We start from the raw sequence: 14748 nt of genomic DNA on the forward strand, positions 1-14748 counted from the left end.
AAGATATATCTTAAATAAGATATATCGCAGCACGCTTCGATGCAACCCCGCCCCAGGAGGAACGAGAATGACCCACCGGTCTGACCTGGACCACTGGAACAGCCGCTTTGCCGGCGAAGACTATGTCTTCGGCACCGAGCCCAACCGTTTCCTTGCCGCCCAGGCGCCGCGCCTGCCTCGCCGCGGCCGGGCGCTCACCATCGCTGACGGAGAAGGGCGCAACGGCGTCTGGCTGGCCCGCCAGGGGCTGGAGGTCACGTCGGTGGAATTCGCCCCGGCCGCGATCGCCAAGGCCCGGCGACTGGCGGACCAGCAGGGTGTCAGCCTCGACATCGTGCAGGCCGATCTCGCCACCTGGGACTGGGGGGCGCCGCGTTTCGATGTCGTGGCAGGGATTTTCTTCCAGTTCGCCGGCCCTGACTTGCGGGACGTGATCTTCCGCCGGATGCAGGAGGTGCTGCTGCCCGGCGGCCTGCTGCTGATCGAGGGCTACACGCCGGCGCAATTGCGGCACGGCACCGGCGGGCCGTCGCAGGTCGAGAATCTCTACACCGAGGCGCTGCTGCGTGACGCCTTCGCCGGCATGGAGATCCTGCATCTGGCCGAGTACGAAACCGACCTACGGGAAGGCTCCCGCCATGCCGGGCGATCGGCGGTGATCGACCTGGTGGCGTGCAGGCCCATGGGCTGAGCCTGCACGCCCGGTGCCGGTCTATCGCGCCGGCCCCATGAACACGGTCCGGTAGGTCGTCATCTCGCCGGTTTGCGTGTTGCGCAGCGTCAGTTCCAGCGGCGTCGATCCATCCGCCAGCCGCTCCGGCCGCCCGAAGACCAGCAGCCGCCGCGTGTCCACCTGATCGCCGGGGACGGTCAGATCCAGAACCTGGCTGCGCTGCTCCGGGGCCTCGCCGAAGGCCATCACCGCGTCCTTCACCCCGGCCACCGCCAGCGTGAAGGGGGCGTCCTGCAGGGTCTTGTTGGAAATGCGGATGGTGTAGGCGTTGCGCAGCCCGCCATCGCGGGTCATCACGAATAACGGTGCCCGGTCGTGCTGCACCGAAAGATGCACATGCGCCCGCGACGCCAGCGCCACGCCCATCACCGACATCGCCACGGCCAGCACGCCCGCATAGACCAGCGTGCGCGGCCGCAGGATGCGCAGCCTGCCATGCTGTCCCTGCGCCTTCTCCCGCTGGCGGGCCAGCGTGTCCCAGGTCACCAGCCATTTGGGCTGGCCGGATTTCACCATCATCTCGTTGCAGGCATCGATGCACAGGCCGCAATTGATGCATTCGAGCTGCACGCCGTCGCGGATATCGACGCCGGTCGGGCAGGAATTCACGCAGGCATTGCAGTCGATGCAGGCCCCCAGCCCGGCATGCGCCGCATCGCGCCGGCCATGGCCGCGCGGCTCGCCCCGCCACGCCTGGTAGGTGACGATGAGGCTTTGCTCATCGAGCATCGCCGACTGGAAGCGCGGCCACGGGCACATGAAGGTGCAGACCTGCTCGCGGGCCCAGCCGGCCAGCAGGTAGGTGGTGAAGGTGAACAGGCCGACGAAGAAATAGACCTCGGTGGAAGCCCCGCCGGTGAAGAATTCCCGCAGCAGGGTCGGCGCGTCGACGAAATAGGCGATCCAGGCCCCGCCGGTGGCGAAGGCCACCGCCGCCCATGCCGCATGCTTGGCCAGCTTGCGCAACAGCCGGTCGGTGGAGGGCGGCCCCTGGTCGCGCTTCATCCGCTCGTTGCGGTCGCCTTCGATGCGGCGCTCGACCCACATGAACAGGTCGGTCCACACGGTCTGCGGACAGGCATAGCCACACCACACGCGTCCAAGCAGGGACGTCACCAGGAACAGCGAGATCGCCGCCAGGATCAGCATGCCGGTGAGGTAATAGATATCCTGCGGCCAGAATTCGAGATTGAAGACATGGAAGCGCCGGTTCGGCAGGTCCAGCAGCACCGCCTGGTCCGGATACCCCGGTCCGCGATCCCAGCGGATCCAGGGCAGGACATAGTAGACCGCCAGGCAGGTCACCAGGATGGCGGTCTTGATCGTGCGGGCAATGCCGCGCACCGATTTTGGATAGACCCGCACCCGGTTGGCGTAGAGGTTGCGATCGCTGAGCTGGTCCTCGATCTCCTTGCGGCGAACCTTCCCGACGCTGCTCATTGCCATTATCCCTCCAGGCATGCCAAAATTATTGATAATTTCCGCAAATATCAAACATCAGACCGCGATACGGCATTGATCTGCGTCAACCGTGTGTGCGGCGGCGATCCGCAAGTCGCAGGCCGTGCCCGTCCCCGCGCACGCATCCCGAAGCTGCGTCGCCAGGCATTGCGTGGCAGAGTGATGTCATGATGACCCCCGCGCATGACACGACCACCGCCCCGCGACCACTGCTCGCGACCCATAGCGGCAGCTTTCACCTCGATGATGCGTTCGCCTACGTGGTCCTGTGCCTCGCGCGCGGACTGCACGAGCCGGGCCGGGACCACACCCTGGTGCGAACCCGCGACGAGGCCACGATCGCAGGGGCGGACGTGGTCTGGGACGTGGGAGCCGTCTATGACCCGGCCGCCAGCCGCTTCGACCATCACCAGCGCGGCGCCCCGGTCCGCGAGGATCACACGCCGTTCAGCGCGGCCGGACTGGTCTGGCGCCACCATGGTGAACAGGCCGTGCAGACCCTGCTGGACCAGGACGGCACCGGCGGCCCCGCGGCCGCGATCGCCGCGGTGATCGACCAGGAAGTGGTGCGGCGCATCGACGCGATCGACAACGGGGTTGGCGAACCCGGGGACGCGCTCAACCTGTCCGCGATCGTCGAGGATCACAACCCGGCCTGGGACTCACCCGCCGTCGGCGATCGTACCGCGGAGGACGCCGCATTCCTGCGCGCCGCCGGACTGGTGGATGGCTTCCTGCGACGCCGGGTTGCCATGGTCCGGGCACGCCTGGCCGCGGAGGCAGTGGTCGCAACGGCGCATGCGCGCTCCGCCGATCCACGACTGCTCGAACTCGACCGCAAGCTGCCCTGGGAAGGACCGGTCTTCACGCAGGGCCTGCCGGTGCTCTACGCCCTCTATCCCGTCCCGAACGGCAACTGGATGGTGGACGCGATGCCACCGGAACCGGGTTCCTTCGCCCAGCGCCTGCCGCTTCCGGCGGCCTGGGCCGGATTGCGCGATGCCGATCTCGCCGCCGCGAGCGGCGTGGCGGATGCCGTGTTCGTGCATCCCCGCCGCTTCGTGGGGGCCGCGCGGTCGCGCGAAGGCGCCCTGGCGCTGGCGCGCAAGGCCATCGCGCTCGCGGACCAGCCCGCCGGCTGAGTCGTGCCGGCCCCCGCGGGATGCTCCGCCGGCGCAACGCTCACCTGCCAAAGAACCCGGCCCTTCCGCCCCCCGCGGACTGGCGAACGGGCCAATGACCATGGCACCCTTGGGCTTTGCTCATTGCCGGACTGATCGATGATCTCCTCCATCCTGCTGGCCTCGGCCGCTTCTGGCTTCGTCTATGGCATCACGCCCGGGCCGGGGGTGCTCGCCGTGCTCGGCATCGGCGCCGATCAGGGCCGGCGCGCCGGGGCCGCTTTTCTCGGCGGCCATCTGGTGGGCGACGTGCTCTGGGCCAGCATCGCCCTTGCCGCCATCATCGGCGTGCACGGGATCGGGCCGGTGGTCTTCGACCTGCTTGGCCTGATCAGCGGGTTGTACCTGCTCTGGCTCGGCGCCCGGGCGGTGACGGCCCGGCGCCGGGGGGCCGAGGACGCAAGCGCGCGCGTCCAGCGGCCCTTGGCGCATGGCCTGGTGTTCGGCCTGACCAACCCGAAGGCCTACCCGGTGGCGGTCGCGACCTTCACCGCCCTGCTGTCGGCCCGGGCTGATGAGCTGAGCTGGGGGATGCTGCCGGTGCTGGTCCTGGCCAGCCTGGCCGGCGGGGTGTTCGCCTATGCCATCCTGGTGGGACTGGTGGGCGCGGGCACGGTCCGCCGCGTCTATCGTCGCCACGAGACGCTGATCACCCGGCTCTCCGGCGTGCTGTTCATCGGCTTCGCGGTAAACGCCCTGGCCCACGCCGCCCCCGGGCTCGCCGGCCAGCGATTCCGCCTGTTGCCGGGTCGGGCCTGAGGCTCATCCCCGCGACACCTCGCGAATATCGATGCGGGACAGGCCCAGGGCGGCCGCGACCAGCCCCAGGCGGTCCCGCACGACCTCGCTGTCCGGGACGCGCGCGCCCTCGGCGATTTCCAGCCGCACCATGTCGGCCTCGATCCGCAGCCGGGCCGAGGCCAGGATCTCCGGCACCCCGCCGGAGAAACGATAGCCCAGCAGCAACACCCGCCCCAGGATCAGGGCGCGGCGGCGCTGGTGTTTCGAGAGCAGCCCGATCGCCGGGGCCAGCGCCGGATCGTTAGGGGCGCCAGCGTAGCGGCCATGGATCACCGCGGCGAGAAACACGCGCTCGGCATGATCGATGCCGATGAAGGGGAACTGCACCAGCCTGCGGAAGCTTTCCGTGGCGCGAACGTCGATGTGGTCGCGCCAGGCGATGTCGGAGAGCGCGCAGGCCGCCAGGCGCAGCCGGCGCTCGGCCGCCACCTCCGCCGGGAACAGGCCATCGGTCCAGTGCGCCAGCGCGCGGGCGAACCCCGGAACGCGGGCCTGGGGCAGACCGAGCGACTGCGCCGCCTCGACCAGCGGATCGGCGCTGCGTTCCGCCATGGGGAGATGCGCATAGATCCACCCTTCGCGCACGCCCAGGGCCGAAAAGACGACGCGCTCGGGCGCCAGCCGCTTCAGCACGCGATCCAGCACCAGGGCCGAGGCGCGCAAGGTGGCGACGCGCCGCCGGGCAAGACCGGGAAGCGCGGTCAGCTTCGGCTCCGGCAGGCGCCAGACCCGGCCGGCGAAATCCCGCGCCTCGCCGGCCTCGATGGAATAGCCGTGCGTCACCGGCACCGGCGTCGGGCGCGATGCCATGTGCACGCGGGCAAAGGAGCGCCACCCGCCCCCGACCGCATGGAAGACCGGCTCGGTCAGTGCGGGCGACAGGCGCTCGGCCAGCACGGCATCGACCCGCTGCTTCGCCTTGTCGCCGAACTCCGCCAGCATCGCCTGCACCGGCAAGGCGCCGAGCGGCAGGCTCGCCGTCCGGTCCCCGACACGATCGTCGAGGACCTCGGCCAGTTCGAGGCTGCCGCCGCCCATGTCGCCGACCAGTCCGCGCGGACGGTAGAACCCGGCGATGACGCCGAGGGCGGCGAAGCGCGCTTCCTCGGCGCCGGCGAGCACACGCACCTGCAGGCCCGCTTCCCCGGCCAGGGCGGCGACCAGCGCCGCGCCGTTATTGGCCCGGCGAATCGCCTCGGTGGCGAGAACGTCGATCCGCCCGACTTCCATGGCTTCGGCGACGGCGCGGAACCGGCGCCCGGCCGCGACCGTGCGGCGGAAGCTCTCCGGCGGGATCTCGCCGGTGCGGTCGAGGTCGGCACCCAGGCGGCAGAGCGACTTCTCGTTGAAGCGCGGCAGCGGGGCGCGGCCGATCCGGTCGTAGACGACCAGCCGCACCGAGTTCGAGCCGATATCGATGATGGCATAGGGGGGCCGCGCGGAACGGCTGGTCCAGTCGGGATCGAGCTCCAGCGGGCGGGCCAGGGCGTCGTCGTCAGGCGGTTGTTCCATCGATCGACCGTCCTCCCGTCGCCGGATTGCACCCCGCTCCCTTCATCCCGGGCCGGGATGCCCGGGCTGCTGCGGCGACGGTACTCGCCATCGCCTTCCGGCACGAGCCCTCGGCAGGGCGTGGCGGCAAGTGATGTCGCGCCGGCGATCAACTGAACGTCATCCCCGTGCGCCTTCCCGCCGATAGCGCCTGCCGCCGTCAACGCATGCGTCCACTGTCAGCATTTGCATACAGCCGACATAACCCCCTAAGAGCACTCTCTCTTTCGCTGCCAACAGAGAGTCGGCCCGCATGGGTGTAAACGACCGCATACACAGCCCCATGGCCGGACCGCGCCTTGCCAACCGATTCCCGCCCGAACGACCGCGCCGCCCGCTGGCACGGGGCTTGCCCTTCCCGCGGTCAATACGAGGGGGAGGACATGCATGCCGGACATCGCCCATGCCCGTGGCGGCACCATCCACGCCCGGCCCTCCCCTCCTCACCCCCCGGAACGGACCTCATGCATTCGATGCTGCACATCCTGGACATCGTCGGCACCGCCGTGTTCGCCGCCAGCGGCGCCCTGAGTGCGTCGCGCAAGGGCATGGACATCATCGGCTTCTGCCTGCTCGCCGCGGTGACCGGCATCGGTGGCGGCACGTTGCGCGACGTGTTGCTCGGCGTGCAGCCGGTCTCGTGGCTGATGCAGCCCGGCGTGATCCTGCTGTGCTTCGGCGTCGCGTTGGTCTCGTTCTTCACGGCGCATCACCTCGAATCGCGCGAGCGCGTGCTGCTCTGGGCGGATGCCGTGGGGCTCGCGGTGTTCTGCGTCACCGGCACGCAGCACGCCCTGGCCGCCGGCGCCAGCCCGATCGCCGCGGTGCTGATGGGCGCCGTCACCGCGACCTTCGGCGGCATCATCCGCGACGTGCTGTGCAACGAGAAACCGCTGATCCTGTACAAGGAAATCTACGTCACGGCCGCCGCCGCGGGCGCCGTGGTCTACGTCACCACCGTTCCCTTCATGCCGGACCCGCGCATCGCCGAGATCCTCGGCCTGCTGACGGCGTTCATGGCGCGCGCCGGCGGGCTGGTCGCGTCGCTCTCCCTGCCGACCTACGCGAAACGGCCCGCCCGCCCGCAGGAAACTGGCCGGCCCTGAACGGTCGCGCCACCTTCCCGACCACCTTCAACCAGAACAAGGGGAAACACCATGCCATCCACCCAGGCCGCACTTGATCGCGAGAGCGCGCACGAACGCGAAGACTTCGTCCGCGGGCTCAGCGAGCGCCACATCCAGCTCATCGCCATCGGCGGTGCCATCGGCGTCGGCCTGTTCCTTGGTGCCGGCACCGCGATCTCGCGGTCCGGCCCGGGCCTGCTGGCGGCCTATGCCATTGGCGGCATCGCCATCTTCTTCATCATGCGGGCGCTCGGCGAATTGCTGACCTACCGCCCGGTCGCCGGATCCTTCGCCAGCTACGCCGAGGAATTCGCCGGCCCCTTCGCCGGCTTCGTCACCGGCTGGTCGTACTGGTTCATGTGGGTGGCGATCGGCATGGCCGAGATCACCGCGGTCGGCGTGTATTTCCACTACTGGTTCCCCGGCCTGCCGCAATGGATCCCCGCACTGGCCACGCTCGCCGTGCTCTACGCCGCCAACCAGATCGCCGTGCGGCTGTTCGGCGAGGTCGAGTTCTGGTTCGCGCTGATCAAGGTGGTAGCGATCGTCGCCATGATGGGGATCGGCCTCGCCGTCATCCTGTTCGGGGTCAGCGATCTGGGCCCGACCGCAGGTGTCGGCAATCTCTGGTCGCATGGCGGCTTCTTCCCGACGGGCCTGCTCGGGGTGGTGCTGACGCTGCAGATCGTCATGTTCGCCTACCAGGGCGTCGAGCTGGTGGGCGTGACCGCGGGCGAAGCGGCCAATCCCGCGCGCGTGCTGCCCCGCGCCGTCAACAGCGTGGTCTGGCGCATTCTCGTCTTCTACATCGGTGCGCTGGCGATCCTGATGGCGGTGCTGCCCTGGGACCAGTTCCAGCCCGGCGTCAGCCCCTTCGTGCTGGTGTTCGAAAAGATCGGCATCCCGGCCGCCGCCGGCATCATCAACTTCGTCGTCATCACCGCCGCCGCCTCGTCCTGCAACAGCGGACTCTTCAGCACCGGACGCATGCTCTACACGCTGGCGCAGTTCGGGCAGGCCCCGGCCGCCTTCGGCCAGGTCAATCGCCGGCACGTGCCCGCCACCGCCATCACCGCCTCGGCGGCGGTCATGCTGGTGGGCGTTGCCCTGAACTACCTCGCCCCCGGCCATGTCTTCGAGTGGGTCACCAGCATCTCGGTGATCGGCGCGCTGTGGACCTGGGGCATGATCATGTTCGCGCATCTGCGCTTCCGCCAGGCGGTGGCCGCCGGCCGCGTCCCGGCCAGTCCCTTCCGCATGCCGGGCGCCCCGCTCGCCAACTGGCTGGTGATCGGCTTCATGGTGCTGATCGCCGCCTTCCTGAGCCTCGACGCCGGCACGCGGATCGCGTTGTACGTCGCTCCGGTCTGGTTCGGCCTGCTCGCGATCGGCTACCGGATGATCCGCCAGCCACGGTTCATGGCCGCGGAATAACGCTGCGCACCGGGCGGCACCACACCAGGCTGTGACCGCCCGGCGGCAACCCCGCCCAGGCATCCGCACTATCGTCGACCGGCCTGGGCCTGCCATGCTCCGGGCCGGCTGACGTCGCCTCATCCTGCCGGTGGCAGGCAATGACAGCGGGGACCCTGGGAGCGATGGATCTTCAGGCCGAGTGGCTGGAGACCGATGGCCATGGCGGTTACGCCTCGGGCACCGTCAGCGGTGAGCGCACCCGCCGCTACCATGCGCTGCTGCTGACCGCGACGACGCCGCCCACCGGCCGGGTGGTGCTGGTGAATGGCATCGAGGCCTGGCTCGAAGGGCCACACGGCCGGATCCCGCTCAGCACCCAGCGATACCTGCCGGACATCCGGCACCCCGAAGGCGATCGCGGCATCGTATCCTTCTCGGCCACGCCCTGGCCGCGCTGGCAGTTCGCATCAAGGGTCACGCAGGAGATCCTGGCTGGCCGGCAGGGCGAAGGCACGGTGCTGCGCTGGTGCCGCACCGACGCAGCGGCCCCGACGCGGCTGCTGGTGCGCCCGCTGCTGTCCGGCCGCGATTATCACGCCCTGCACCGGCACAATGATGTGTTCGACGCCACGGCACGGGTCGCCGGCGGGAATGTCGGCTGGCGCCCCTATCGTGACCTGCCAGGCATCGCGCTGCTCAGCAACGGCCAGTACGAGCACGACCCGCAATGGTTTTATAACTTCCTTTACCACACCGAAGCCGCGCGTGGCCTTGATTGCGTCGAGGACCTGCTGTCACCGGGCATGATCAGCTTCGACCTCAGCCACGCCGATGCGGTCATGGTGCTGCGGACCGGCGAGGACCTGTCGGCGCCGGCCAACGCAGTTGCAGCGGCACTCCTCGCCGCGGAGCACGACCGCCGCAGCGCGGTCCCGACGGTGTGGCTCGCCGCCGATGCGTATCTGACCGCGCGCGACGGAGGGCTGTCGCTGATCGCGGGCTATCCCTGGTTCACCGACTGGGGACGCGACACCTTCATCGCCATGCGCGGCCTGATGCTCGGCACCGGGCGGCTGGCGGAGGCCAAGCAAATCCTGCTGACCTGGGCCGGGCTGGTGAACCAGGGCATGTTGCCCAACCGGTTCCCCGATGCCGGGACGGCCCCGGAATACAACGCGGTCGATGCCTCGCTCTGGTTCATCATCGCCATGCACGACCTGCTCGACAGCGCCGCTGCGGCTGGCGAGGAACCGGCTTCCGCCACGCAGGCGTGCCTGATCGGCGCGGCGGAGGCGATCCTCGACGGCTATGCGCGAGGGACCCGCTACGGAATTGGCGTTGACCAGGATGGATTGCTGCGTGCCGGCGAGCCGGGCCAGCAACTGACCTGGATGGATGCCAGATTCGGTGACTGGGTGGTCACGCCCCGGATCGGCAAGCCGGTCGAGGTCGAGGCGCTGTGGATCAACGCGCTGCGGATCGCCGGTGCATGGTCGCCGCGCTGGCAGGAGATGGAAGCCCGGGCACGCACCAGCTTTGCCGCGCGTTTTCCGGACCCGGCAACCGGTGGCCTCGTCGATGTGGTGGATGTCGATCACGTGCCGGGACACTGCGACCGCAGCCTGCGGCCGAACCAGATCCTGGCGGTCGGCGGGCTGCCCTTCCCGCTGCTGACCGGCACGGCGGCGCGGCGCGTGGTCGATCTGGTGGAAGCGCGCCTGCTGACACCGCTTGGCCTGCGCACGCTCTCGCCGGACCACCCCGCCTACGCGCCCCGCTATCAGGGTGACCTGCGCGCGCGCGACGCGGCCTATCACCAGGGCACCGCCTGGCCCTGGTTGATGGGCCCCTTCGTCGAGGCCTGGCTGCGCGTGCGGGGCGATACGCCTGAAGCCCGGCAGGAAGCACGGACACGCTTCCTGGCCCCGCTGCGCGCGCATCTCGATACCGCCGGCCTGGGCCATGTGTCCGAGCTTGCCGATGCCGAGGCGCCGCATGCCCCGGGTGGCTGCCCGTTCCAGGCCTGGTCGCTCGGTGAGGTGATCCGCATCGAACGCATGCTCACCCCGGAGACCCGTGCCCTGCTCCGCCCCCGATCGGGAGACGCCTGATGACGGCCAGACACCCTCTGCCCCCCTGCCTGCTGGAGACGGAGGAAGGCAGGCGCCTGAACGGCCCCGCCGCCGATCCAGCCTGGCGCCGCTGGGGTCCCTATCTCAGCGAGCGGCAATGGGGAACGGTACGCGAGGACTACAGCCCCGATGGCACGGCCTGGGACAGCTTCCCGCACGACCACGCGCGCAGCCGCGCCTATCGCTGGGGCGAGGACGGCATCGCCGGCTGGAGCGATGACCAGAGCCTCTGGTGCCTGGGACTGGCGTTATGGAACGGACGCGACCCGATCCTGAAGGAGCGGATGTTCGGCCTGACCAACGCTGAAGGCAACCACGGCGAGGATGTCAAGGAGCTGTACTACTACAGCGACGGCGTACCCAGCCATGCCTATATGCGGATGCGCTATCTTTATCCCCAGGCCGCTTTTCCCTATGCCCGCCTGGTCGAGGAAAATCGTCGCCGTGGACCGCAGGAACCGGAACTGGAGCTGATCGACACCGACGTCTTCAACGAGGCGAGCTATTTCGATGTCACCGTCGAATACGCGAAAGCATCGCCGGACGACATCCTGATGTGCATCACCCTGCGCAACCCCGGCCCCGAGGCAGCACGGCTGCATGTGCTGCCGCAGCTCTGGGCGCGCAATACCTGGTCGTGGACCTCCGGCTGCGCGCGACCGTTGCTGCGCGCCGAGGGCAACGGCGTGGTCGCGGCAACGCATCCGCTGCTGCCATCCCGCCATCTGCTGTGCGAGGGCGCACCCAGGCTGCTGTTCTGCGAGAACGAGACCAATTTTCGCCGGCTTTATGGCATCGACGTCCCCGGTCCCTGCAAGGATGGCATCAACGACTGCGTGATCGGCGGCGATGAAGCAGCGGTCAGCGCGCAGCCGCAGGGCACCAAATGCGCGGCCTGGTACGTGCTTGACCTCGGCCCGGGCGCAACGGCGCAGATCCGGCTCCGCTTTCGCCCGGCAACGCCCAAAGCCGTTGATGCCTTCGCCGATTTTGCCACGATCCTCCGCGCCCGCATCACCGAGACCGATGAGTTCTACGCCGCCCTGCAGCGCCGCATCGCCGATCCCGATGCGCGGCTGGTGCAGCGCCAGGCCTTCGCCGGCATGTTGTGGTCGAAGCAGTTCTATTACATCGACATCCCGCAATGGCTCGACGGGGATCCGGTGCAGCCACCGCCGCCCCCCGGGCGTCGGCAGGGCCGCAATGCCGACTGGCGGCACCTGAACAACGCCGATGTCATCTCGATGCCGGACAAATGGGAATATCCCTGGTACGCGGCCTGGGACCTGGCCTTCCACTGCGTCACGCTGGCCGCGATCGATCCGGGTTTCGCCAAGTCGCAACTCGTGCTGCTGACGCGCGAGTGGTACATGCATCCCAATGGCGGGCTGCCGGCCTATGAATGGGCCTTCGGCGACGTCAATCCGCCGGTGCACGCCTGGGCCGCGTGGCGCGTCTACCAGATGGATCAAGCCCTGACCGGAACCGCCGACCGGGCCTTCCTCGAGCGCGTCTTCCACAAATTGCTGCTGAACTTTACCTGGTGGGTCAACCGCAAGGACCCGGAAGGCCGCAACGTCTTCCAGGGTGGCTTTCTCGGCCTCGACAATATCGGCATCTTCGACCGCTCGGCACCGCTGCCGACCGGCGGCTGCATCACCCAGTCCGACGGCACCGCCTGGATGGCGATGTACACGCTGAACCTGCTGCGCATTTCCATCGAGCTGGCGCAGCAGAATCCGGTGTACGAGGACATCGCCACCAAGTTCTTCGAGCATTTCCTCGGCATCGCCGAGGCCATGGCCAATCTGAGCGGCAACGGCGTCGGACTGTGGGACGAGCAGGACCAGTTCTTCTACGACGTGCTGCGCCTGCCCGGCGACCGTCATGTGCCGCTGCGCATCCGCTCGATGGTCGGCCTGATCCCGCTCTTCGCGGTCGAGGTCATCGACCAGGCCATGCTGGACCGCCTGCCGGACTTCGCCCATCGCCTGCGCTGGTACCTGAACTATCGCCCGGATCTTGCCAGGCTGGTGTCGCGCTGGCAGGAACCCGGCCGTGGCGAAACCCATTTGCTGTCGCTGCTGCGCGGCCACCGCATGAAGGCGCTGCTGCGGCGCATGCTGGACGAAACCGAGTTTCTCTCGCCCTATGGCGTGCGCGCCGTCTCCCGCGACCACGCCGAGCACCCCTACACCTTCGAGCATGACGGCAACCGCTTCAGCGTCGGCTACCTGCCGGGCGAATCGGATTCGCGCCTGTTCGGCGGCAATTCCAACTGGCGTGGTCCGATCTGGATGCCGGTGAACTACATGCTGGTCGAAAGCCTGCGGGAGTTCCACCGCTACTACGGCGAGAATTTCCGGGTCGAATGTCCGGTCGGCTCCGGACAGTATCTCAGCCTGCGAGAGGTCGCCGACGAGCTGTCGCGGCGCCTCGCCCGCCTGTTCCTGCGCGGCCCCGACGGTCGCCGGCCGGCGCTGGGCGAAGCCGCCCTGCTGCAACAGGATCCGGCTTTCCGCGACCATCTGCTGTTCCACGAATACTTCCACGGCGATACCGGCCGCGGCGTCGGTGCCGCGCACCAGACCGGCTGGACCGGGCTGATCGCGCTGCTGCTGCATCCGCGCACCGAGCAACACCTGTGTGGGTTCATGTTGAACGAAAGGATGCTGGCCGATGTCCGCGCCTGAGATGCCCGCCGCGCGCCTGCCCACGGTCCCCTATTATCCGGTGCTGACCGGCCAGGTCGCGCTCGTCACCGGCGCCAGCTCCGGGATCGGCCGTGCCACCGCGCTTGGCCTCGCGCGCGCCGGCGCCGTCGTGGCGGTGAATTACGGCTCCGACGCGAAGGCCGCGGCCGAGGTGGTGGCCGAGATCGAAGCCGTCGGAAGCCGGGCCCTCGCCGTGCGCGCCGATGTCTCCCGCGAGGACGAGGTGCTGGCGATGTTCCGCAGCGTCGTGGAGACTTTCGGCACGGTGCATGTCCTGGTCAGCAACGCCGGGCTGCAGCGTGACGCCCCGATCGCGGAGATGTCGCTTGCCGACTGGAACACCGTCATCGGCGTCAACCTGACCGGCCAGTTCCTGTGTGCCCGCGAGGCGGTGCGCGAGTTCCGCCGACGCGGCATTCAGCCCGATCTCTCCGTCGCCGCCGGCAAGATCATCTGCATGAGTTCGGTGCACGAAGTGATCCCCTGGGCGGGGCATGCCAACTACGCGGCCAGCAAAGGGGGCGTGTCGCTGCTGATGAAGACGCTGGCGCAGGAACTGGCCCCGGAGCGCATCCGGGTGAACGCGATCGCGCCGGGCGCGATCCGCACGCCGATCAACCGGGCCGCCTGGGACACGCCCGAGGCCTATGGCCGCCTGCTGCACCTGCTGCCCTATCGCCGCATCGGCGAGCCTGACGACATCGCCCAGGCCGCGGTATGGCTCGCCTCCGATGCCTCCGACTACGTCACCGGGGCGACCTTGTTCGTCGATGGCGGCATGACCCTCTATCCCGGGTTCGAGGACAACGGCTGATGCGTGCGGCACTCCGGTCGCACTGGCCCGAATACCTGATGGAAGCCGCCGGGCTCGGTACGATCATGCTGGTCACGGCGACGGTGGTGACCGCCGTCGAGGCGCTGGTGCCCGCCTTCGGCGTGTTGCCGGCAGTGGCCCGGCGGGCCATGGAAGGATCGGTCGTCACGGCGACGGTGGTGGCGCTGATCTACTCTCCCTGGGGCCGGCAGTCCGGTGCGCATTTCAATCCAGCGGTGACACTGACGTTCCTGTGGCTCGGCCGCGTGCGGCCCTGGGACGCCATCTTCTACGCCATGGCCCAGATCGCCGGCGGCATTGCCGGCCTTCTGCTGGCGTTCCTGCTGCTGGGGACCATCGTCAGCGTGCCGCCGGTGACCTGGATCATCACCGTGCCCGGAGCCAACGGCACGGCCATCGCGTTCGTCACCGAGCTGCTCTGTGCCTTCCTTCTGATGGTCGTGGTGCTCACGGTCGGTGGCATGCCGTCCTTCGCGCGGCTGACGGGACTTGCGGTGGGCGGGGTCGTTTTCCTCTGCGTCCTCCTGGCCGCGCCGCTCTCCGGCTTCAGCATCAATCCGGCACGCAGCCTGGCATCGGCGTTGCCCGCGGGCGTCTGGACGGCGTTCTGGGTCTACCTGCTGGCGCCGCCGCTGGGCATGCTGGCCGCCGCTTTGGCCAACCGCCATGCCCACCTGCCGCAGATGCGCTGCGCCAAGCTGATCCACGACGAGACGGTCCGCTGCATCCATTGCGGCTTCCGGCCGATGCAGCGGCATGCCCTGCCCTCCGTGCCATCCGCGGGTCGATCCTGAACA

At 69.0% G+C, this 14748-nt stretch carries 11 protein-coding genes; 9 read left to right on the forward strand and 2 right to left on the reverse strand.

Annotation, left to right across the window (positions count from 1 at the left end; genetic code table 11):
* Nucleotides 1–67 precede the first annotated feature (67 nt).
* On the forward strand, nt 68–691 hold the full coding sequence (locus NBY65_RS01865; protein ID WP_150039080.1) for a class I SAM-dependent methyltransferase: 624 nt from the start codon (nt 68–70) through the stop codon (nt 689–691).
* A 21-nt stretch (nt 692–712) separates the two neighbouring features.
* Here the strand turns inward: NBY65_RS01865 and ccoG are convergent, their stop codons facing one another.
* Nucleotides 713–2173, reverse strand: a complete 1461-nt coding sequence (ccoG, locus tag NBY65_RS01870; RefSeq protein WP_150039081.1) for a cytochrome c oxidase accessory protein CcoG — start codon at nt 2171–2173, stop codon at nt 713–715.
* Between the two features lie 188 nt (nt 2174–2361).
* On the opposite strand from ccoG, the gene NBY65_RS01875 reads away from it, so the two are divergent.
* Nucleotides 2362–3336 (forward strand): MYG1 family protein, encoded by a 975-nt coding sequence (locus NBY65_RS01875; RefSeq protein ID WP_239002650.1) that lies wholly within the window; start codon nt 2362–2364, stop codon nt 3334–3336.
* Nucleotides 3337–3474: 138 nt separating this feature from the next.
* A complete protein-coding gene (locus NBY65_RS01880; protein WP_150039082.1) occupies nt 3475–4134 on the forward strand; it encodes a LysE family translocator in 660 nt (219 codons plus the stop codon).
* Between the two features lie 3 nt (nt 4135–4137).
* On the opposite strand, the gene NBY65_RS01885 is transcribed toward NBY65_RS01880, so the two are convergent.
* Complete coding sequence (locus NBY65_RS01885) at nt 4138–5688, reverse strand: Ppx/GppA phosphatase family protein (RefSeq protein WP_150039083.1); 1551 nt, start codon at nt 5686–5688, stop codon at nt 4138–4140.
* Nucleotides 5689–6191: 503 nt separating this feature from the next.
* On the opposite strand from NBY65_RS01885, the gene NBY65_RS01890 reads away from it, so the two are divergent.
* The 6 genes from NBY65_RS01890 to NBY65_RS01915 all read left to right on the forward strand — a co-directional run bounded on the left by NBY65_RS01890 (nt 6192) and on the right by NBY65_RS01915 (nt 14745).
* Complete coding sequence (locus NBY65_RS01890) at nt 6192–6833, forward strand: trimeric intracellular cation channel family protein (RefSeq protein ID WP_203330364.1); 642 nt, start codon at nt 6192–6194, stop codon at nt 6831–6833.
* Between the two features lie 51 nt (nt 6834–6884).
* The gene (locus NBY65_RS01895) at nt 6885–8288 is read left to right on the forward strand and encodes an amino acid permease (RefSeq protein WP_150039084.1); all 1404 of its coding nucleotides are present in this window, start codon (nt 6885–6887) and stop codon (nt 8286–8288) included.
* 140 nt (nt 8289–8428) lie between these two features.
* Nucleotides 8429–10381, forward strand: a complete 1953-nt coding sequence (locus NBY65_RS01900; protein WP_203330365.1) for an amylo-alpha-1,6-glucosidase — start codon at nt 8429–8431, stop codon at nt 10379–10381.
* Entirely contained in the window at nt 10381–13095 is a 2715-nt protein-coding gene (locus tag NBY65_RS01905; protein WP_150039085.1) for an MGH1-like glycoside hydrolase domain-containing protein, read from the forward strand. The genes NBY65_RS01900 and NBY65_RS01905 overlap by 1 nt, the downstream gene beginning before the upstream one ends.
* Nucleotides 13082–13930, forward strand: a complete 849-nt coding sequence (locus tag NBY65_RS01910) for an SDR family oxidoreductase (RefSeq protein WP_150039086.1) — start codon at nt 13082–13084, stop codon at nt 13928–13930. The genes NBY65_RS01905 and NBY65_RS01910 overlap by 14 nt, the downstream gene beginning before the upstream one ends.
* Nucleotides 13930–14745: an aquaporin gene (locus tag NBY65_RS01915; protein WP_150039087.1), complete on the forward strand. Its 816-nt coding sequence runs from the start codon at nt 13930–13932 to the stop codon at nt 14743–14745. Before NBY65_RS01910 ends, NBY65_RS01915 begins: the two co-directional genes overlap by 1 nt.
* Nucleotides 14746–14748: the final 3 nt, after the last annotated feature.

Source organism: Rhodovastum atsumiense (assembly GCF_937425535.1).
GTDB lineage: Bacteria > Pseudomonadota > Alphaproteobacteria > Acetobacterales > Acetobacteraceae > Rhodovastum > Rhodovastum atsumiense.